Below are 20,967 nucleotides of genomic sequence, written 5' to 3' on the forward strand. Positions count from 1 at the left end.
CTCTGCTTATTTAGCGCTGTCATTAAACTGTCACGCTCTTTTCTTACAGTCTCCGTGTTTTCTTTTTTAAGTATTTGTACATGGAGAAACTAACGTGAAATACAGTGCTATCGTTGCTGCTTTATTACCTCTTCTCGGTCTGCCAGCCGCTCACGCGGAGACCGCCGTTCTCGATAACCGTGCCGCGCAAGGGGATATCACCCAGCCGGGCGGTGCACGCCGTTTATCTGCCGATCAGACCGAGGCAATTCGCGCCTCCCTCAATAATAAACAGGCCAAAAACGTGATTTTGCTGATTGGCGATGGAATGGGCGATTCTGAAATTACCGCCGCCCGCAACTACGCTGAAGGCGCGGGCGGCTATTTTAAAGGTATCGACGCGCTGCCGCTGACCGGCCAGTACACCCACTATGCGCTGAACAAAAAGACCGGCAAACCGGACTACGTGACCGATTCCGCCGCATCGGCCACCGCCTGGAGCACCGGCGTGAAGACCTATAACGGCGCGCTGGGCGTTGATATTCATGAAAAAGATCACCAGACCATTCTGGAGCTGGCGAAGGCCGCAGGGCTGGCAACCGGGAACGTTTCAACCGCCGAACTGCAGGACGCGACGCCCGCGGCCCTGATTTCGCATGTCACCTCGCGTAAATGCTACGGCCCGAGCGTCACCAGCGAAAAATGCCCGACCAACGCGCTGGAAAAAGGCGGCAAAGGCTCGATTACCGAACAGCTGCTGAACGCCCGCCCGGACGTGACGCTGGGCGGCGGCGCGAAAACCTTCGCGGAAACCGCCACCGCCGGCGAGTGGCAGGGCAAAACCCTGCGCGAACAGGCGCAGGCGCGCGGCTACCAGCTAGTGGATAACGCCACCACGCTGGCAGCTATCACCGAGGCCAATCAGGACAAACCGCTGCTGGGGCTGTTCTCTGACGGCAATATGCCGGTGCGCTGGGAAGGGCCAAAGGCCTCTTATCACGGCAACCTCGACAAACCGGTGGTGACCTGCGCGCCGAATCCGAAGCGTGACGCCAGCGTGCCGACCCTGGCGCAGATGACCGACAAAGCCATCTCGCTGCTGAGCACCAGTGAAAAAGGGTTCTTCCTGCAGGTTGAAGGCGCGTCCATCGATAAACAGGATCACGCGGCCAACCCGTGCGGCCAGATCGGCGAAACGGTCGATCTCGACGAAGCGGTGCAGAAAGCGCTGGAATTTGCGAAAAAAGACGGCAATACGCTGGTGATTGTCACCGCCGACCACGCGCACTCCAGCCAGATTATTCCGCCGGAAACCAAAGCGCCGGGCCTGACTCAGGCGCTGAACACCAAAGACGGTTCCGTGATGGTGATGAGCTACGGCAACTCGGAAGAAGAGTCGATGGAGCATACCGGCACCCAGCTGCGCATTGCGGCCTACGGCCCGCATGCCGCTAACGTGGTGGGCCTGACCGATCAGACCGATCTCTACTACACCATGAAAGCCGCCCTGGGGCTGTAACGCCCCGGCCGGACCGGCGGCAAATTATCGGCTGCCGGTCTGGTAAAATTCCTGTCAGCGACCAGACTTACAGAGTTCTACTCACAAAAGGATGGTGTAATGAAAATAACATTACTGGTTACCCTACTGTGTGGTCTGTTTGCGGCCAGCGCCGTTTCTGCGGCCACCACCGCCGCCGCGCCGGAGAAGACCCTGACGCCGCAGCAGCAGCGAATGAGCAGCTGTAATCAACAGGCTACCGCCAAAACCCTGAAGGGCGATGAGCGCAAAACCTATATGAGCAGCTGTCTGAAAGGGGAAGGGGCGGCCGCTGATGGCAAAGCGTTAACGCCGCAGCAGCAGAAAATGAAGGACTGTAACGCGCAGGCGGCTCAGAAGACCCTGAAGGGCGACGAGCGGAAAACCTTTATGAGTACCTGTCTGAAGAAAAAATAGGTTCACCGTTTATGGCAAGCTTGCTGGCCCGGCACTGTTAGCCGGGCCAGTTTCATCAGGACTTGCTCATCTTGTCCGATTTTTCCATGCATTTCGCCATCGCTTCGATCACCGCCGAGCGGAAGCCTTTCTCTTCCAGCACGCGTACCGCTTCGATAGTGGTGCCGCCAGGCGAGCACACCATGTCTTTCAGTTCGCCCGGATGTTTACCGGTTTCCAGCACCATCTTCGCGGAGCCCATCACCGCCTGGGCGGCAAATTTATAGGCCTGCGCGCGCGGCATTCCGCCCAGCACGGCGGCATCGGCCATCGCTTCGATAAACATGAACACATAGGCGGGCGCAGAACCGCTGACGCCAACCACTGGATGAATCATCGGTTCGGCAATCTCTTCGGCTTCCCCGAAGCAGCGGAAAATATTCAGCACGTCGGCGATATCTTCCGGCGTCACCAGCGCATTTGGCGTAACCGACGTCATCCCGGCTTTGACTAGCGACGGGGTGTTTGGCATAGCGCGGACGATTTTACGATCGTGGCCCAGCGCGCGTGCCAGCTGATCGAGGGTCACGCCAGCGGCAATGGAGACCACCAGTGAATCTTTGTTCAGGCTGGAGGCGATGTCGCTCAGCACCTTCACCATAATGCCCGGTTTGACGGCTCCGAAGACGATATCCGCGATCTGCGCGACATCCTGCGGGCTTTGCGCCGCGTTAATGCCGAACTTATCGCGCAGCGCGGCGACTTTATCCGGGGAGGGGGTGTAAACCCAAATCTGCCCAGGAAGTACCTGTCCGCTGGCAATCAGGCCGCCAAGAATGGCTTTTCCCATGTTACCGCAGCCAATGAAGCCAATTTTCTTCTCCATCATCTCTCTCCCTCTGTCTGTTTTTTTCGTAGTGTACTGTTATAGGCCATTCCCGGCGATGGGTAACGTACTTTTGTGACGATGGCTGCACATTATTACGCCCGGGGTCGCGCTTACCGTATAATCGCCCTTTAAAAGCCAGCGTTAACCGGAGTGAGTATGACGATTTGGGTGGATGCCGACGCGTGTCCGAACGTGATTAAAGAGGTGCTGTATCGCGCCGCAGACCGTACGCAGATTGAACTGGTGCTGGTGGCGAACCAGTATCTGCGCGTGCCGCCGTCGCGCTTTATCCGCGCCATGGTGGTGCCGAAGGGGTTTGACGTTGCCGATAATGAAATCGTGCGTCTGTGTCAGCCCGGCGATCTGGTGGTTACCGCCGATATCCCGCTGGCGGCAGAGGTGCTGGAGAAGGGCGGCGCGGCGCTGAACCCGCGCGGTGAACGCTACAGCGACGCGACCATCCGCGAGCGTCTGACCCTGCGCGACTTTATGGACACCATGCGCTCGAGCGGTATTCAGACCGGCGGCCCCAGCGCGCTTTCCCAGCGCGACCGCCAGCAGTTTGCCGCCGAGCTCGATAAGTGGCTGCTGGCGGTAAAACGCGGCTGACGGGATTTCTGTCAGCGGAATGTGCTACCTTTGCCGCGTCGTTCGGCTTGTCAAAGCCTGACGGTTTCATGTACTGTTAGCGCAACGCTTTATGGAATTATTTTTTTACGCTTTACGCTTGGTCTCTGTAGGCTTATAAAGCAGATTAAGCGTTCAGAATTACTCTTGTTGTAATAAAAAGTTTACACTTACTTGTGTACTAGTTTGGTGGTATGATTCACGACTCACACACAGATCCCGCATTGTCGCGTCACCAGGGGGAATTCCAGGTAATGACACAACCTATTTTTCTGATCGGAGCCAGAGGCTGCGGAAAAACAACAATAGGTCAAGCGCTTACCCATGCCTGCGATTTCCGTTTTGTTGATACTGACCAGGTGTTACAGCAGCGGTCAGGTATGAGCGTGGCGGATATTGTGGCGGCGGAAGGCTGGCAGGGCTTTCGCGGCAGAGAGACCGAAACCCTTATCTCCGTCACCCAGCCCGGTACGGTTATCGCCACCGGCGGCGGCATCATTCTCGCCCCGGTGAACTGCGAATTTATGCGCCAGAATGGGGTGGTGGTGTACCTGAATGCGCCGGTTCCCGTTCTGGCGCGTCGTCTGGAAGCCTTTCCAGAAGCCGACCAGCGCCCGACGCTGACCGGCAAACCCATTAGCGAAGAAGTTGCCGACGTACTGGCCCAGCGCGATGCGCTGTACCGCGCAACCGCACATTACATCGTTGACGCTTCCGCCACGCCAGAGCGCGTGGTGACGCTGATCCTTGACGCCCTGCACCTGGCGACCGCCAGCTAGCGGGGCCACCGCTTTTACCTCATTTCTTCCTCATCTTCTGCTGAGCGCTGCCGATATAACCCTTTTTATTTTGTGGCTATGTCGGGCGCAAATCACATTTTTTACCTATTCTGTATGTTATGAAAAAGTTAAAATCAAAATATATCAGGAGAGTATTGGAAATAACTGGAATCTTTACATTCCGTCATCCGCGACAGGTGCTACGCTTCTGAGCGGTATTTTTCATCCATCCAGGTGGCTATTTGTAAAGTAAGCTTTCAGAAAAGCAGAAGGTAAATAACATGAGTGCAACGATGGCGATTCTTACGATAGGGGTGGTGCCCGTCAGTGAAGTCTTGCCGCTTTTGACCGAGCACATCAGGGAAGATCAGATCACCCACATTAGCCTGTTAGGCAAAATGAGCCGTGCCGACGTCATGGAAGAGTATGCACCCCAACCCGGTGAAGAGCGTTTACTGGTCCTGTTAAGCGATAACCAATTTGCTGAAGTGTCTCGCCCGAAGGTTGAACAAAGTCTACAGGCGGTGATTGAAATTCTCGATAATCAGTCGTATGACGTTATTCTATTGCTGAATACGTTCAAGCTTCGCAGTATGGTGGCGCGCAACGCGATGCTGCTTGAGCCGCAGCGTATTATTCCGCCGCTGGTCTCCTCGATTGTCGACGGTCATCAGGTTGGCGTGCTGGTTCCTGTGGAAGCGTTGCTCGACGCCCAGCAGGAAAAGTGGCAAATGCTGACGAATTCTCCCTATTACGCCCTGGCAAATCCGCTTCGCGATACCGATCAGCATCTCATTTCCGCCGCGCATTCGCTGCTCGACAGAGGGGCCGACGTGCTGGTTCTGGACTCGCTCAGCTACCATCAGCGACACCGCGACCTATTACAAAAAGCGCTGGATGTGCCTGTTTTACTGTCGAATGTGCTGGTCGCCAGACTGGCGGCAGAATTATTGTGTTAACGGTAGAATTTCGCGTGACAGGTTTCTGTTCGCCCCCCTATATTGGTCTTTTGACGACACGATAATAAGGGCCTGTTTATGCTTCAAAGTAACGAATACTTCGACGGAAAAGTGAAATCCATTGGTTTTTCCAGCAGCAGCACCGGGCGTGCAAGCGTGGGCGTGATGGCGGAAGGCGAGTACACCTTCGGCACCGCGCAGCCGGAAGAAATGACCGTCATCAGCGGCGCGCTGAACGTGCTGTTACCGGGTGAAACCGAGTGGAAAGTCTACGCTGCCGGGGAAGTTTTCAACGTGCCGGGCCACAGCGAGTTTAACCTGCAGGTTGCAGAGCCAACGTCTTATCTGTGCCGCTATCTGTAATGATTGCCCTTCCTGCTGAGGCTGGAGGGGCGTTTAGTGTCCTCCCCGACGCTTTCGCTCATCGGTAGGGGAAATATTATAAATCCGCTTATAGCTTTGGGAAAAATGCGAAGCGTTGATAAAACCGCACTCAAAAGCTATCCAGGTAATTGATTCCTCGCTGAAAAGTAGCATGTGTTTCGCCGTACTCAGGCGCAGGCGCAGCAGGTAGTTTTCCGGTGAATATCCCGTGAGCTTACGCGTTGCGCGATACAGCGTCCGCTGCGAAATAGCGTATTTTTCGCACAGCGCGTCCCACTGAATTTCCCCCGTATGGCGTAACCGAATTTCATCGAGCAGTGGCTCAATGCCGCTATGGCTTCGCACGGGCTGCGCACGTACGCGATGAAAGCTCAGCAGTGAGATAAGCTGTAGCAATAGCCCTTCACGACGAACGATCACCAGCGGATCCTGCTGATTCAGCGTTTCGCTTAGCTGCTGAATTAGTTGATTATAGGTGGCACGGTATTGCAGGTTCAGCCGGTAAATACTTGACGATGACTCGGCAAACGTATTGGTTAAAACCTGATGTAATGAAGGGATATTAATGAATTTGATATCATCCCGTAACAGTATATTCGTCAGGCAAAGCGAGCCCATATTCTCATAATAGTGATAGTCCTGCCGCTGAATATAAAAAACGTCGCCGGTCTGAATGGCTATCGGCTCACCGTTTAAAATATGCGTACCGCTCCCACGATCGACGATCACCAGTTCTTCAAAATCATGGTCGTGTTCAATATTGTTCACTTCGGGATTGGTTTTATGTACGGCTATTGGCTGGCTTTGTGCCGCAAAGTATTTATCAAAAAAGATCCGGTACATCATTGCTCCTCCAGCCTCTATTTCTTCATTGCAGCACAGAAATGCATGAGCAGGTAGTCTGGTTTACGGAAATGTGAAGCGCGCAGCGCCGTTTTATTCAGCCTGCCAGTTGTCGAACAAAGCTGGCATTGTCAGTAATGTGTTCGATGGAGCATTAGATAAGACTGGTAACACTATCCTACTCAAGGTGATTGGCTATGGAATTGTCGTGGTGGCAAAAGCTAAGTTTCGGCAGCGGCGCATTTAGCAAAGATATTTTTAGCGTTGTCGTAACGTCTTATTTGATGGTGTTTTATACCGATGTCTTCGGGCTAACGGCTGCGATGGCGGGAATGATCTTGCTGATCACGCGGCTGATCGATGCGTTCTCAAACCCTTTTATTGGTACGGTAATGGATCGCACGCAGACGCGCTGGGGCCGTTTCCGCCCCTGGCTGCTGATCGTTCCCTTACCGTTTTGCCTGTTCACCGTGCTAATGTTCTGGGTGCCCGATCTGTCGCTGACAATGAAGTTTATCTATGCGCTGATCGTCTATAACATCGCGGGGCTCTGCTTTACCTGTATTGATGTCGCTATTTGGGGGCTGGTTCCCAACCTGACGCGTGATGTTACCCAGCGCAGCCAGCTGATTGCACTAAGCCGTGCTTTTTCTAACGTGGCGGGGATGATTATTGCGCCACTGGTGATGCCGCTGATTTACTTTTTTGGTAAAGGTCATGACGCCAGCGGTTTCCTGGCCGTCGGCTGGATTGTCGGCATTCTCAGTATTCTCTTTTCCTGGATGCTGTTCTTTTCGACGAAAGAGATTGCCAGCGCGTCAACGGGCAGTAAACCGCATTTCTTTGCTGCTATCAAACAGGCCTACGGTAGCGTAGCGGTGCGCTGCGTGGTACTGGCCATGATCGCCTTTGGCCTTAGCGTGGGTTTACAGAACAGCGTCGGTATTTATTATCTGAAATATTATCTGCGTGAACCGGAGCTTATCCCCGCATACATTTTTATGAGTTATACCTGTAAAGTTATTGGCTCATTAGGTGCCCCGTGGCTTATCGCTAAATTTGGTAATAGTCAATCGGCTAAATGTACCTATATGGTCATGGGGAGCGTCTGTATATTTATGATTTTCTCTCCAGTGGCGCTGCCAATGATTTACTTTGCGTTGGCCGCAGTATTTAGTCTCGGGATCGGCGTCCTGTTGGTGGCAATTACTGGGATGATGGCAGAAACGTCGGACAGAATAGAGGTAATGACCGGCCAGCGCAGCGATGGGATGCTTTTTTCGTTAAATGCGCTATCGATGCAAATCGGTTTTGCACTCTCTGCGGCATTTGCTGGATTTATTATGGAGTGGGCCGGATATGTTCCAAATCAGGTGATACAAAGCGCCAGTTCATTGGCTGCGATTAATCTCGTACGTTGCGCTGGCCCGGCAATATTATGCTGGCTAGTGGTCATGGTCTTTTATTTTTACCAGCGGGAAATCACCAGCTCGAAAACACTCATTCATAGTAAAGCGTAAGGTAAATAAAATGATCACGATCTTATCAGTGACCTGTCAGGGTTCGGCTGCGAATCTGGGCATGGATGCGCATGCAATCTCATTCAGCTGGATAATTGATGGCGACAAGCAGCAGAACGTTATTCAGCATCGCTATCATCTGCAAATATCGACAGATGCGGATTTCCAGACATGTATCTATGACAGTGATTGGGTGAGGTCTCAGCAATCACAGCAGGTGATCGCCCCAGGATTTATTCCGCTTCCCGAACAGCGCTATTTTTACCGCGTGCGGATTGAAGATAATTCGCGGCGGGTATGTTGCTGGAGCCAGCCCGGCTGGCTGGAGTGTGCCCCTGATGCCGCTACGCCGTGGCGCGCGCAGTGGATTTCGCCGGATGGTAACGATACGCCGCCTGAGAGCGTTCACCTGCTGCGCAAGTCATTCCGGCTGCGGGGGAAGGTTAAATGCGCGCGACTGTATGCTTCTGCGCTGGGTATCTACCAGCTACAGATCAATGAGCAAAGCGTTAGTGATGCGCTCTTTAGCCCCGGTTGGACCAGCTATCAGGACCATATTCAGTATCAGGTTTACGATGTCACTGCGCTACTGACGCAACCACAGGTGGCGATTGGCGCGCGTCTGGCGGAAGGATGGTACAAAGGCGAGCTGAGCTGGCTGAAGCGACGTGAGCTTTACGGTGACTGTAAGGCACTGTTTGTCCAGTTAAAGATCATCTACGAAGACGGGGCGGAACAGCTGCTTATCAGCGACAAAAGCTGGCAGTGTCGCCTTGCCGGGCAAAGTCATAGCAGTTTTTATCACGGTGAGCGCTGGGACGCGCGCGTAGAACCGCGCGATTGGGCTTCCTCTACCGATACACAAGGATGGAGAAATGTTGACGTTGTTCCTTCTCGCTGCGCATGGTTGGTTCCACAAATAGCCGAACCGGTGCGGGTTACCGACTGTCTTAAACCGCAGGCGCTGGTCAGTCGTAACGCGCGACGGGCCTTGATCGATATGGGGCAAAATATGGTGGGACGGATACGTATTCGTACCACCTTGCCCCACGGCGCACAGATTATCTTGCGTCACGGAGAAGTGCTGGATCGCGAAGGTGAGCTTTATACGGCAAACCTACGCGGCGCCGACCAGCGGGTTGAGATAGTAGGAAATGGCGAACCACTGGACTATGCGGCGCAGTTTTCATTCCAGGGGTTCCGCTATCTTGAAATTCAGGGGCTGAATGAACTTAGCGACGCCCAGCTGCTGGCCTGTATCACTGGTGAAGTACTGCATACTGATATGAGGCGTACCGGGCATTTCCGCTGTTCACGGGAGGATATCAACCAACTCTACCAGAATATTATCTGGGGCCAGCGTGGTAACTTTGTCGATATCCCGACCGACTGCCCGCAGCGTGATGAACGTCTAGGTTGGACGGGAGATGCGCATATTTTTATGCGAACCGCGGCGTTTAATTACAACATCCATCATTTTTTCAGCAAATGGCTACGCAGCCTCGCCGCCGATCAAAAGCCGGATGGCAGTGTTCCGATGGTGATTCCGGATATTCTGCGAGATTACATTTCGAAAATCTGGGGGGATGAGACCTACACTTCCTCCGGCTGGGGGGATGCGGCGGTTATCTGTCCCTGGACGCTGTATCAGACCTACGGTGATAAAGCATTGTTGGCTCAGCATTGGCCCTCGATGAAGGCCTGGGTTCACTACGTCCACGCTACTGGCGATGATCCCTGGGTATGGAACAGCGGATTCCAGTTCGGCGACTGGTTAGCGTTGGATGCCAAGCCGGACAGTTATTTTGGCGCGACGCCGGTCTATTTAGTTGCCAATGCTTTTTATGCTCATGTGACGAATCTGCTTTCCCTGGCCGCACAAGCGCTGGGGCTTGAAGATGAGGCCCAGCGCTACCGCGAGTGGTTTGTGCAGATTAAAGCGCGCTTTGTCCGTGACTGGCTTACCGCAGAGGGTGAGATGAAAGCGGACACGCAAACTGCGCATATTCTGCCGTTGGCGTTCCATCTACTGGACGAGGCGCAGTCCGCACGCGCCGCGCGGCGACTGCATGAGCTTGTCGCAGCACGTGATTTTCATCTGGATACTGGCTTCCTGGGTACCCCGTATCTGTGCCCGGTGCTTTCTGAGTATGGCTACCATCAAACGGCAGTGCGTTTGCTGTGCCAGACGACATTCCCATCATGGCTGTTTTCCGTTCATCAGGGGGCGACTACCGTCTGGGAGCACTGGGACGGTATTAAAGCCGACGGTAGCTTCTGGAGTGACAATATGAATTCGTTTAACCATTACGCCTATGGGGCTGTGGGTGAGTGGCTATATCGCTATCTTGCTGGGCTGGATTTTGCGTCAGATGCGGTCGCGGGAAATAAAATTGTATTCCGCCCGGATGTGGGAAATACAGAGGTGAGTAGCGCCGAGGCAAGCTATTGGTCACCGTATGGCGAAGTGGCTATTTGTTGGCAGCGGGAAGGAGAACAGGCGCAGGTGATGCTGACGATCCCCGTTAATATGCAGGCGACATTGCTGATACCAGAGGAATGGGAGCGCGCAGGACAGGAATGTCTCCTGGGATCGGGAACGTATACGATTTCGCTTAATAGACGGTAGCCCGGACAAGGCGTGCTATTACCGACGCCGGAGACACTCCCGGCGTCGCGATGCGATGCCGGGCTGCCTTACCTGGCTTGATTAACGCTGCGCTTCGCCGCCTAACCCTTCCACCAGGCTCTTAATCAGCGCCGCCAGCTCGCCGGTCATCAGAATAAAGTCGGCATCGAAACGCTGGGCGTAGTCGTCACGGTCGATATCTTCGTTCTGATCGCGCAGTTCATCGCAGAACTTCAGGCGCTTAATCGAGCCGTCGTCGCACATGACGAACTGAATGCGCTGCTGCCAGTCGAGGGCCAGCTTAGTCACCAGCTTACCCGCTTCGATGTGTACCGCAATTTCGTCGCACACCAGATCCTGTTTTTTCGCGCGGATCACGCCGCCGTCTTCGAGGATCGCTTTCAGCTCGGCTTCATCGAGCAGCTGGAAGCCCTGCGCCGTAGTACCAGAGCGGACCCACTCGGTCAGCGTCAGCTCGATCGGGTTTTCCAGCGTCAGCGGCACCACCGGCAGCGAGCCGAGGCTTTTACGCAGCAGCGCCAGCGTATCTTCCGCTTTTTTGGCGCTGGCGCAGTCGACCATAATCAGATCGTTCACGGTGTCGATCCACATCATCGTCTGGCTGAAGCGGCTGAAAGCGCGCGGCAGCAGCGAGTGCAGCACCTCGTCCTTCAGGGAATCTTTTTCGGTCTTTTTCAGCTTGCGGCCCTGATCGGCTTCCAGTTTCTGGATCTTCGCTTCCAGCGCCTGTTTAATCACCGGAGAGGGCAGGATCTTCTCTTCTTTACGCGCGCAGATAATGATCTGGCCATTCGCTGTGTGCGTCAGCGCATCGCTGTGTGAGCCCATCGGCGGTACCCAGCCGGTTTTCGCCATATCCTGGCTGCCGCACGGGGTGAAGGTCATCTCAGCGAGCTGTTTTTCCATCTCTTCCGCGCGCAGTGAGATGTCGCGGCTAAGACGATAAACCATTAAATTTTTGAACCACAGCATGATAATTTCCACGGTGTTATCGTTAAATCAGCGGGCAATGATAACGAATTGTCCACGGCCTTGCATTGTTTTAAACAGGAGCGATGAATGCGAATTGGTATCGATTTAGGCGGAACGAAAACGGAAGTCATCGCGCTGAGCGAGCGCGGGGAGCAGCTTTATCGTCACCGTTTGCCGACACCGCGGGACTACCTGCAAACCATTGAGAACATTGCGCATCTTGTCGCGCTGGCCGAAGAGGCAACCGGGCAAACCGGGACGGTGGGGATGGGGATTCCCGGCTCCATTTCGCCCTATACCGGGGTGGTGAAAAACGCCAATTCCACCTGGCTTAACGGCCAGCCGTTTGATAAAGATTTAAGCCGCCGTCTGAATCGCGAGGTGCGGCTGGCGAACGACGCCAACTGTCTTGCGGTGTCGGAAGCGGTAGACGGCGCGGCGGCGGGCGCGCAGACGGTGTTTGCGGTGATTATCGGCACCGGCTGCGGCGCGGGCGTGGCGATGGGCGGCCGCGCGCATATTGGCGGCAACGGGACGGCGGGGGAGTGGGGCCATAATCCGCTGCCGTGGATGAATGACGATGAGCTTCGCTATCGCGCGGAAGTGCCGTGCTACTGCGGGAAACAGGGCTGTATTGAGACCTTTATTTCCGGCACCGGTTTTGCGACTGACTACCAGCGATTAGGCGGCAGCCCATTGAAAGGCAGCGACATTATGCGGCTAGTCGATGAAGGGGATGCGCTGGCAGAGCAGGCTTTGAGCCGCTACGAGCAGCGGCTGGCGAAATCACTAGCCCACGTGGTGAATATTCTCGACCCGGACGTGATTGTGCTGGGCGGCGGGATGAGTAACGTTGAGCGGCTGTATCAGACGGTGCCGCCGTTGGTGAAAGAGTGGGTGTTCGGAGGGGAGTGCGAGACGCCGATCCGCAAAGCGTTGCACGGGGATTCGAGCGGGGTGCGCGGGGCGGCGTGGCTGTGGCCAGCGTGATTTGGCCCTCACCCTCTCCCTGAGGGAGAGGGAACCGTTCGGCAGCGTTTTTTCCCTCTCCCCTTGGGAGAGGGCCGGGGTGAGGGAAACCTCACTCCACGCTAAACATTTTATCCAGTCGGCTATATCCCAGCCCGTTGATTTTCTTCACCTTAATCTGCACCGGAATCCGCTCTTTCATCGCCTCGACGTGGCTGATCACGCCGATAATTTTGCCGCTGGCGTTTAGCGCATCCAGCGCGTCGAGCGCGGTATCCAGCGTTTCGCTGTCGAGCGTGCCGAAGCCTTCATCCAGGAACAGCGAGTCGATGCGCGTTTTGTGGCTAACCAGGTCGGAAAGCGCCAGCGCCAGCGCGAGGCTCACGAGGAAGCTTTCGCCGCCGGAGAGCGTGCGGGTATCGCGCACCGCGTCGGCCTGCCAGGTATCGACCACTTCCAGCTCCAGCGCGTCGCTGGCTTTGCGCTGCAACAGGTAGCGGCCATGCAGGCGGCTGAGCTGCTCGTTGGCGAGCCACACCAGATTATCCAGCGTCAGCCCCTGGGCGAACTTGCGGAATTTATCGCCTTCTTTCGAGCCAATCAGCGCATTCAGATGCGCCCAGTCTTCCAGCACGGCGCTGGCTTTTTCAATCTCCACGAACAGCGACTGCTGCTGCTGGCGATTGTCTTCATCCTGCTTGAGCTGCTGGCGTAGTTCGCCCTGACGCTCGCTGTTTTCGCGAAGCCCGCGCGCAAGTCGCTGGAGCTGTTCCTCCACGTCGGCAAGGGTTAACTCCGCCGCCAGCGTTTCCGGGCGTTGAGCCAGATGCTGCTGCTGCGCTTCAGTCACCTGCGCGGCAAGAGTCTGCCGCTGCTGGTGCTGGGCCTCGAGCGTCTGTTTAAGCTGCTCGAGACGCTGGCGTTCGCTGGCGTCCAGTAAAGCATCGAGAAACGCCTGACGGTCGGGGAAATGTGATGCGGCCAGCTGGTGGTCGAAGGTCTGTTCTGTCTGCTGAAGACGCTGATTTTCCAGCGCTTCCTGCTGCTGAAGCGTCTGCCACTGGCTTTCCAGCGACACGCAGTCATGATGCACCTGCTGCCAGCCGTCCAGCGCGGTGTGTTGACCTTCGTCGGCGCTAGTGGCGGGGGGCAGCGTTTCCAGCAGCGGCTGAATCAGCGCCAGCTGCTGTTGGGTGCTTTGCATCTGCGATTGCTGCTGTTGCCACTGGCTTATCTCGGCTTCGCGCGCCGCCAGCCAACGTCTTTCGTCGTCAGCTTCCGGCAGCGCCAGAGCAAAGGCTGTCAGCGCCTGGCGCAGCGCGGCGGTGCGCTGTTCCTGCTCCTCGCGCAGCTGCGCGTGCTGCGTTTCAAGCTCGCGAAGCTGTTGCTCCAGCGCCAGGCGCTGGCTGTGCTGATAGCGCAGCTGTTCGGCGTCGTCCTGGGCGGCCAGCCAGCCGTTGATATCGCCAGCGGGTTGCAGGTCGATGTGCAGACGCTGGATAGTCTCCTGCCATTGTGAGGTGAGTGCTTGCTCCTGCTGAGAAAGCGATGCCAGCTCGTCGTTTTCTTTCTGCTGCTGCTTTTGCAGCGTCTCCTGCTGGCCGCGCAGCGCTGCGCCGTTTTCTGCCAGCTGCGAAACCTCTTTTTCCAGCGCGTCGCGGCGCGCTTTGTTGGCGTCCGGCGTCAGCGCCTGGTATTCGGCCAGCGCCGGGTGGCTGGTGGAACCGCACAGCGGGCATGGTGCGCCCGGCTGCAGGCGCGCGCGTTCGGCTTCCAGCTTCACGATGGTGGCTTCGAGGTCGCAAATGGCCTTAACGTCGGCAAGCTGCTGTTTTTTATCTTTATAGGCCTGTCGCAGCTGGGCTAGCTCGGCGGTGATTTTCTCCAGCTGCTGCTGGCGCTGCTGCTGCGCGTCAATCAATTGCTGGCGACGGGCGTGGAGCGGGATAAACCGTGCGTGCAGGGCGCTGAGCTGCTGGCGCAGCGGGCGCGCCGCCGCATGTTCGGCAATCTGCGCGGCAACCTCCTCCTGCGAGAGCGTCAGGGCGGAAGGCGGCAAATCGGCGAGCTGCCTGGCCAGCGCGCTGCGACGCTGTTCCAGGGCCTGTAACTGTGTGCGCTCCCGCGTCTGCTGGGCAAATGCGCTGCGCCAGCCGGTCAGCTCGCCCTGCCAGCGCTGGATATGGTCGTGTGCCTGTAGCCACTGCTGATGCTGGTGCAGCGATTGCGTCAGCGTGGCGTTCTGGCGTTCCGCGCTGTGGCGAATGCGGTCACGTAAGGCCCGCGATTCCTGTAAGCGAGTGTTCACTTGCAGGACCTGCGCGCGGGTTCTGGCGAGCGTCGCGGCCTGTTCCTGCATCTGCGCCCAGTGCGGGCGCAGCGTTTCCGCGGGCTGTGCCCGGCTCAACGCGGCAAGCTGCGGCTGCGCGGCTTCCAGCGCCTGCTGGGCTTCCGTCAGCGCCTGCCGGGTTTTCTGCCCGTCGTGCTCCAGTTCGCGCTGGCGTGACAGCCATTGTTGATGGGTGACGGCGGTCGCCTGCTGCTGTTGCCACTGCTTCTCATCGGAAGTGAGCGCCTGCAAACTTTGTTGCAGGGCCAGCCGTTGCTCTTCGCTCAGCAGCGCGACGCCGCTGGCCTGAGCCTGGAGTTTGTCGAGGTCGTTACGCGCCAGCTTATGTTTTTCAAACACCTGCGCCGAAATCTGGCCGTAGATTTCGGTGCCGGTCAGCTCTTCCAGCAGTTCGGCGCGCTCTTTCGGTTTGGCGTTCAGGAAGGCGGCAAACTGCCCCTGCGACAGCAGCATCGAACGGGTAAAGCGGCCGTAGTCCAGCCCGCTCAGCGACGCGGTCATCTCCAGCTTATCTTTGACTTTATCGGCCAGGATCTGCCCGTCGGCGCAGCGCGCCAGCTCAACGCGAGGGGCCTGTAAATTGCCGTCCGGCTGGTTACGCGCGCGGTTCTGGCTCCAGAAGGCGCGATAGGCCACGCCCTGCACCTCAAACTCGACCTCCGCCAGACATTCGGCGGTGTCGCGGGTCATCAGATCGTTTTGCGACTGCGACACGGTATTGAGGCGCGGCGTCTCGTGGTACAGCGCCAGGCAGATGGCGTCGAGCAGGGTGGTTTTGCCCGCGCCGGTCGGGCCGGTGATGGCGAACAGGCCGTTGCTGGCGAACGGCTCCTCGGCGAAGTCGATTTTCCACTCGCCCTTCAGCGAGTTGAGGTTTTTCAGACGCAGGCTGAGAATTTTCATGGCTGTTGCTCCTCGCCAAGGCTGTTTAGCGTTTCGTTAAACAGCGTTTGCAGGCGCTGCTGCTGCGGTTCTTCCAGCGTTTCCAGCGCCAGGCGGCGGTGGAACACCTCTTCAATGCTCAGCTCGCTTAAGGTCTCACGCGTCTGGCTGGCCAGAATGCGCTGGCGCTGCTCGCGGCTACGGCGGACCAGCAGCACGTCTACCGGCAGATCGTCGGTGATGGCCTGGATTTTGCGCTGGATGTCGTGCAGGTATTCGTCGCTGGTGATTTCGATGTCGAGCCAGGTGCTGGCGTCGGCCTCTGTTTCTTTCCACGCCGCCAGCTGGGCACTGATGCTATCAAAATCGCCTTTAATCACCGCCAGCGCCTGGGTGACCGGGACGGTCAGCGGGGTCACATCCGCCAGTTTACCGTCGCTAAAGGTCACCAGATTTACGCTTTTCTCTTTGCCGGTTTCATCAAAACTCAGCGCCAGCGGCGAACCGCTATAGCGAATATGCTCGCTGCCGCCAATTTTTTGCGCCCGGTGGATATGCCCCAGCGCGATGTAGTCGGCGGGCGGGAAATTTTGCGCCGGGAAGGCGTCGAGCGTGCCGATGTAGATATCGCGCACCGCGTCGCTTTTGCTGGCTCCGACGGTGGTCAGGTGGCCGCTGGCGATGATCGGCAGCGGCCGATCGCCGCGCAGGGCGCAGGCCTGTTGATACTGCTGCTGGTAGTAATCGGTAATGCTCTCCAGCACCTGGCGTACTTTTTCATTGCCAGAAAGCCCCGCCTGGCTGGTGATGATGTCACGCGGACGCAGAAACGGCACCGGGCAGAACACCGCGCCGGGCGTGCCGTCGCGCCGGTTCAGCATCAACGGCGCGTGGCCGGCGCTGGCAATCACCGTGGTGTTGAGGAACGACAGAATATCGCGCGATTCATTCAGGGTGGCGACGGAGTCATGGTTGCCCGCCAGCACCACCAGATGGCAGCCCGTTTGCTGCAGGTTGACCACAAAGCGGTTATACAGTTCGCGGGCATAGCTCGGCGGCGAACCGGTATCGAAGATATCGCCCGCGACGATAATTGCGTCTACGCGCTCCGCCTCGGCGGTGGTTAGCAGCCAGTGCAGGAAGGCGTCATGCTCGGCCGCGCGGCTCTTGCTGTAGAAGTTCTGGCCGAGGTGCCAGTCCGAGGTATGGATGATGCGCATAGCGATTCCGTGAGAAGTGACGTAAAGTTGATTATAAACATTCACCTATGCTGGGGTCGATGTGCGCGTCATAAACGGCCTTGCGCGATCATCAAACGGTCATGTTTATCATAAAAGTGTCATAAATCTGACGCATAATGACGCCGTATATAATACTGATGTCTAAAAACAGGGCAAATAATGGCAAGACGTATTCTGGTCGTTGAAGATGAAGCGCCAATCCGCGAGATGGTCTGTTTCGTGCTGGAACAAAACGGTTTTCAGCCGGTGGAAGCGGAAGATTACGATACCGCAGTCGCAAAACTGAACGAACCCTGGCCCGACCTGATTTTGCTCGACTGGATGTTACCGGGCGGCTCGGGTCTACAATTTATCAAGCATATCAAGCGTGAAGCCTTAACCCGCGATATCCCGGTGGTGATGCTCACCGCCCGCGGTGAAGAGGAAGATCGGGTGCGCGGTCTGGAAACCGGCGCCGACGACTACATCACCAAGCCGTTCTCACCCAAAGAGCTGGTGGCGCGTATTAAAGCCGTCATGCGCCGTATTTCGCCGATGGCGGTGGAAGAGGTGATTGAGATGCAGGGCCTGAGCCTGGATCCCACGTCTCATCGCGTGATGACTGGCGAAAACCCGCTGGATATGGGCCCTACCGAATTTAAGCTGCTGCACTTCTTTATGACTCACCCGGAACGCGTTTATAGCCGCGAACAGCTGTTGAACCACGTCTGGGGCACCAACGTGTATGTGGAAGACCGCACCGTCGATGTTCATATTCGTCGTTTGCGTAAGGCGCTGGAGCACAGCGGCCACGACCGTATGGTGCAAACCGTTCGCGGTACGGGCTATCGTTTCTCCGCCCGATTCTAATTGTTAACAGGAGTGTGACGCGTGCTGGAACGGCTGTCATGGAAAAGGCTGGCCCTGGAGCTGCTGTTATGCTGCCTCCCGGCGGTGATACTTGGGCTTATTTTCGGTTATCTGCCGTGGTTTTTGCTGGTGGCGGTGACCGGGCTGCTGGTCTGGCATTTCTGGAATTTATTACGTTTATCCTGGTGGTTGTGGGTCGATAGAAGTATGACGCCGCCGCCGGGACGCGGCAGCTGGGAGCCGTTACTGTACGGGCTTAACCAGATGCAGCTGCGCAATAAAAAGCGCCGCCGCGAGCTGGGAAACCTGATTAAACGCTTTCGCAGCGGCGCCGAGTCGCTGCCGGATGCGGTGGTGCTGACCACCGAAGAAGGGGCGATTTTCTGGTGTAATGGCCTGGCCCAGCAGCTGCTGGGGCTTCGCTGGCCCGACGATAGCGGGCAAAATATCCTCAACCTGCTGCGCTACCCCGAATTTACCCAACACCTCAAAAAACGCGATTTCCTCAAGCCGCTGCACCTGGTGCTGAATAACGGTCGTCATCTGGAAATCCGCATTATGCCGTATACCGACCGTCAGCTGCTGATGGTGGCGCGCGACGTGACGCAAATGCACCAGCTGGAAGGGGCGCGGCGTAACTTCTTCGCCAACGTCAGCCACGAGCTACGCACGCCGTTAACCGTGCTGCAGGGCTATCTGGAGATGATGCAGGAGCAGGTGCTGGAAGGAAACGTGCGTGAGAAGGCGCTGCACACCATGCGTGAGCAGACCCAGCGCATGGAAGGGCTGGTCAGGCAGCTGTTAACGCTGTCGAAGATTGAGGCCTCGCCGACGCTGATGCTGAATGAAAAAATCGATGTGCCGATGATGCTGCGGGTGGTGGAGCGAGAAGCGCAGACGCTCAGCCAGCATAAGCATCAGTTCCGCTTTGAGATCGATGAAACGCTGAAGGTGCTCGGCAACGAGGATCAGCTGCGCAGCGCGATGTCGAACCTGGTCTACAACGCCGTCAACCATACGCCGGAAGGCACGTTAATTACCGTGCGCTGGCGGCATGTGCCGCACGGCGCGCTGTTCAGCGTGGAAGATAACGGCCCGGGGATTGCGCCGGAGCACCTGCCGAGACTGACCGAACGTTTCTATCGCGTGGATAAAGCGCGTTCAAGGCAGACCGGCGGCAGCGGCCTGGGGCTGGCGATTGTGAAGCACGCGGTCAGCCACCACGAGAGTCGGCTGGATATCACCAGCGAAATCGGCAAAGGGTCGTGCTTTAGCTTCCTGCTGCCGGAACGTTTAATTGCCAAAAACAGCGGCTGATCGCCTGCTTGTCATCTTAACTTTCCACAGACCAGCCTCGGCTGGTCTGTTTGCTTTGCAGTCAATGAAACGTCGCCTGATTAACGAACGTCTGGTTGTTTTTTGTTCGCATGATTAGCCGGATGTTTTTCTCAAATCCAGTTAATAAGTCTGGATGTTAATTAACTATCAAGATAATCATCTGGTTTTACGATCCCGTGTTGCTTTAAAACGTTATAAGCGTTTAAATTGCCCCCCATACGGTCGTAAACAGACTGTATATGCGCGGTAAATCAAAAAACTATTCTTATTTACGCCGCGAAGGGAGCATATCCCTCTGAGTTTATCGTTGGTTTGCTCTGTATCATTCCGCTGAATCTATTGCGATAAATTTTGTTTTACAACACCACATCCACAGGCAGTAGTTACATATGACCCATCAATTAAAATCGCGTGACATCATCGCCCTGGGCTTTATGACCTTCGCGTTGTTCGTTGGCGCAGGCAACATCATTTTCCCTCCAATGGTTGGTTTGCAGGCAGGTCCTCACGTCTGGACCGCGGCGATCGGCTTTCTGATTACTGCTGTGGGTCTTCCGGTGCTTACCGTCGTCGCACTGGCCAAAGTGGGCGGCGGCGTTGATAGCCTGAGTACCCCCATTGGCAAAGTGGCGGGCGTGCTGCTGGCGACCGTGTGCTACCTGGCGGTAGGGCCGCTGTTTGCCACGCCGCGTACCGCGACCGTCTCCTTTGAAATTGGTATTGCGCCGCTGACCGGTAGCGGTGAACTGCCGCTGTTTATCTATAGCCTTATCTATTTTGCGCTGGTGATTCTGGTCTCGCTGTATCCGGGCAAGCTGCTCGATACCGTCGGCAACTTCCTGGCGCCGCTGAAAATCCTGGCACTGATTGTGCTGGCCGTTGCCGCGGTTATCTGGCCGGCGGGCCCGATCAGCCATGCGCTGGATGCCTATGAAACGGCGGCGTTTTCTAACGGTTTCGTCAACGGCTACCTGACCATGGATACGCTTGGCGCGATGGTGTTTGGTATCGTTATCGTCAACGCGGCGCGTTCTCGCGGCGTGACGGAAGCGCGTTTACTGACTCGCTATACTATCTGGGCTGGCCTGATGGCCGGTGTGGGCTTAACGCTGCTGTATCTGGCGCTGTTCCGCCTGGGCTCTGATAGCGCGATTCTGGTCGATCAGAATGCCAACGGCGCGGCGATTCTCCACGCTTACGTCCAGCACACCTTCGGCGGTGCGGGCAGCTTCCTGCTGGCGGCGCTGATCTTTATCGCCTGTCTGGTGACCGCGGTTGGCCTGACCTGTGCCTGTGCCGAGTTCTTTGCTCAGTACCTGCCGTTCTCCTACCGCACGCTGGTGTTTATCCTCGGCCTGTTCTCTATGGCGGTGTCGAATCTGGGGCTGAGCCATCTGATTCAGATTTCGATTCCGGTGCTGACGGCTATCTATCCGCCGTGTATCGCACTTGTAGTCCTCAGCTTTACGCGTAATTGGTGGCATAATTCGGGCCGCGTTATTGCACCACCGATGTTTATCAGCCTTGTTTTTGGTATCCTTGACGGGATTAAAGCCTCTGCGTTCGCAGACGTGCTGCCGGCATGGACCGCTCGCCTGCCGCTGGCAGAGCAGGGTCTGGCATGGCTGATGCCGACGGTCGTGATGGCGGTTCTGGCCATTATCTGGGACCGCACCGCGGGCCGCCAGGTGACATCAAGCGCGCACTAATCCGCGTCGCGAAGGCAGGTGTTTAACCACGGAACGTGATGTTCCGTGGTTTTTTATTTTGGGTACTTTCACCTAAGTCGCTCGCGGTAACGCG

The 20,967-nt window shown here is 56.6% G+C and carries 17 protein-coding genes; 12 read left to right on the forward strand and 5 right to left on the reverse strand.

The window, feature by feature from the left end; all coding sequences use genetic code 11:
* Positions 1-94: 94 nt before the first annotated feature.
* Both phoA and ACK5JN_RS10205 read left to right on the forward strand, forming a co-directional pair.
* Positions 95-1,498 (forward strand): alkaline phosphatase, encoded by a 1,404-nt coding sequence (phoA, locus tag ACK5JN_RS10200; protein WP_416870068.1) that lies wholly within the window; start codon positions 95-97, stop codon positions 1,496-1,498.
* 99 nt (positions 1,499-1,597) lie between these two features.
* The gene (locus ACK5JN_RS10205) at positions 1,598-1,933 is read left to right on the forward strand and encodes a PsiF family protein (RefSeq protein ID WP_416870069.1); all 336 of its coding nucleotides are present in this window, start codon (positions 1,598-1,600) and stop codon (positions 1,931-1,933) included.
* A gap of 55 nt (positions 1,934-1,988) precedes the next feature.
* On the opposite strand, the gene proC is transcribed toward ACK5JN_RS10205, so the two are convergent.
* Positions 1,989-2,798 carry a pyrroline-5-carboxylate reductase gene (gene proC, locus ACK5JN_RS10210; protein WP_416870096.1) on the reverse strand — a complete coding sequence of 270 codons (810 nt, stop codon included), beginning with the start codon at positions 2,796-2,798 and terminating at the stop codon, positions 1,989-1,991.
* A 159-nt stretch (positions 2,799-2,957) separates the two neighbouring features.
* Between proC and ACK5JN_RS10215 the strand changes: the two genes are divergently transcribed.
* From ACK5JN_RS10215 to ppnP, 4 genes are all read left to right on the forward strand, one after another.
* Positions 2,958-3,410, forward strand: a complete 453-nt coding sequence (locus ACK5JN_RS10215; protein ID WP_416870070.1) for a YaiI/YqxD family protein — start codon at positions 2,958-2,960, stop codon at positions 3,408-3,410.
* A 272-nt stretch (positions 3,411-3,682) separates the two neighbouring features.
* Positions 3,683-4,207 (forward strand): shikimate kinase AroL, encoded by a 525-nt coding sequence (gene aroL / locus ACK5JN_RS10220; protein WP_416870071.1) that lies wholly within the window; start codon positions 3,683-3,685, stop codon positions 4,205-4,207.
* Between the two features lie 281 nt (positions 4,208-4,488).
* Entirely contained in the window at positions 4,489-5,166 is a 678-nt protein-coding gene (locus ACK5JN_RS10225) for an AroM family protein (protein WP_416870072.1), read from the forward strand.
* Positions 5,167-5,244: 78 nt separating this feature from the next.
* Complete coding sequence (gene ppnP, locus ACK5JN_RS10230) at positions 5,245-5,529, forward strand: pyrimidine/purine nucleoside phosphorylase (RefSeq protein WP_416870073.1); 285 nt, start codon at positions 5,245-5,247, stop codon at positions 5,527-5,529.
* Positions 5,530-5,562: 33 nt separating this feature from the next.
* On the opposite strand, the gene ACK5JN_RS10235 is transcribed toward ppnP, so the two are convergent.
* Positions 5,563-6,396, reverse strand: coding sequence for a helix-turn-helix domain-containing protein (locus tag ACK5JN_RS10235; protein ID WP_416870074.1), 834 nt, complete (start codon positions 6,394-6,396; stop codon positions 5,563-5,565).
* 194 nt (positions 6,397-6,590) lie between these two features.
* On the opposite strand from ACK5JN_RS10235, the gene ACK5JN_RS10240 reads away from it, so the two are divergent.
* Together ACK5JN_RS10240 and ACK5JN_RS10245 are read left to right on the forward strand one after the other, a co-directional pair.
* The gene (locus tag ACK5JN_RS10240; RefSeq protein ID WP_416870075.1) at positions 6,591-7,913 is read left to right on the forward strand and encodes an MFS transporter; all 1,323 of its coding nucleotides are present in this window, start codon (positions 6,591-6,593) and stop codon (positions 7,911-7,913) included.
* Between the two features lie 10 nt (positions 7,914-7,923).
* On the forward strand, positions 7,924-10,542 hold the full coding sequence (locus tag ACK5JN_RS10245) for a family 78 glycoside hydrolase catalytic domain (protein WP_416870076.1): 2,619 nt from the start codon (positions 7,924-7,926) through the stop codon (positions 10,540-10,542).
* Between the two features lie 81 nt (positions 10,543-10,623).
* On the opposite strand, the gene rdgC is transcribed toward ACK5JN_RS10245, so the two are convergent.
* Entirely contained in the window at positions 10,624-11,535 is a 912-nt protein-coding gene (gene rdgC, locus ACK5JN_RS10250) for a recombination-associated protein RdgC (protein ID WP_064547833.1), read from the reverse strand.
* 87 nt (positions 11,536-11,622) lie between these two features.
* On the opposite strand from rdgC, the gene mak reads away from it, so the two are divergent.
* Positions 11,623-12,525 (forward strand): fructokinase, encoded by a 903-nt coding sequence (gene mak, locus ACK5JN_RS10255; protein WP_416870077.1) that lies wholly within the window; start codon positions 11,623-11,625, stop codon positions 12,523-12,525.
* Positions 12,526-12,616: 91 nt separating this feature from the next.
* Here the strand turns inward: mak and sbcC are convergent, their stop codons facing one another.
* Both sbcC and sbcD read right to left on the reverse strand, forming a co-directional pair.
* Positions 12,617-15,757, reverse strand: a complete 3,141-nt coding sequence (gene sbcC, locus ACK5JN_RS10260; RefSeq protein WP_416870078.1) for an exonuclease subunit SbcC — start codon at positions 15,755-15,757, stop codon at positions 12,617-12,619.
* On the reverse strand, positions 15,754-16,956 hold the full coding sequence (gene sbcD / locus ACK5JN_RS10265; protein WP_416870079.1) for an exonuclease subunit SbcD: 1,203 nt from the start codon (positions 16,954-16,956) through the stop codon (positions 15,754-15,756). Before sbcD ends, sbcC begins: the two co-directional genes overlap by 4 nt.
* A 180-nt stretch (positions 16,957-17,136) precedes the next feature.
* Here sbcD and phoB point away from each other — a divergent pair, with 180 nt between their 5' ends.
* The 3 genes from phoB to brnQ all read left to right on the forward strand — a co-directional run bounded on the left by phoB (position 17,137) and on the right by brnQ (position 20,873).
* On the forward strand, positions 17,137-17,826 hold the full coding sequence (gene phoB, locus ACK5JN_RS10270) for a phosphate response regulator transcription factor PhoB (protein WP_416870080.1): 690 nt from the start codon (positions 17,137-17,139) through the stop codon (positions 17,824-17,826).
* A 21-nt stretch (positions 17,827-17,847) separates the two neighbouring features.
* The gene (gene phoR, locus ACK5JN_RS10275) at positions 17,848-19,143 is read left to right on the forward strand and encodes a phosphate regulon sensor histidine kinase PhoR (RefSeq protein ID WP_416870081.1); all 1,296 of its coding nucleotides are present in this window, start codon (positions 17,848-17,850) and stop codon (positions 19,141-19,143) included.
* 410 nt (positions 19,144-19,553) lie between these two features.
* Positions 19,554-20,873, forward strand: a complete 1,320-nt coding sequence (brnQ, locus tag ACK5JN_RS10280) for a branched-chain amino acid transporter carrier protein BrnQ (RefSeq protein WP_416870082.1) — start codon at positions 19,554-19,556, stop codon at positions 20,871-20,873.
* Positions 20,874-20,967 lie beyond the last annotated feature (94 nt).

The sequence above is a fragment of the Kluyvera sp. genome (genome assembly GCF_047971185.1).
Classification (GTDB): domain Bacteria; phylum Pseudomonadota; class Gammaproteobacteria; order Enterobacterales; family Enterobacteriaceae; genus Kluyvera.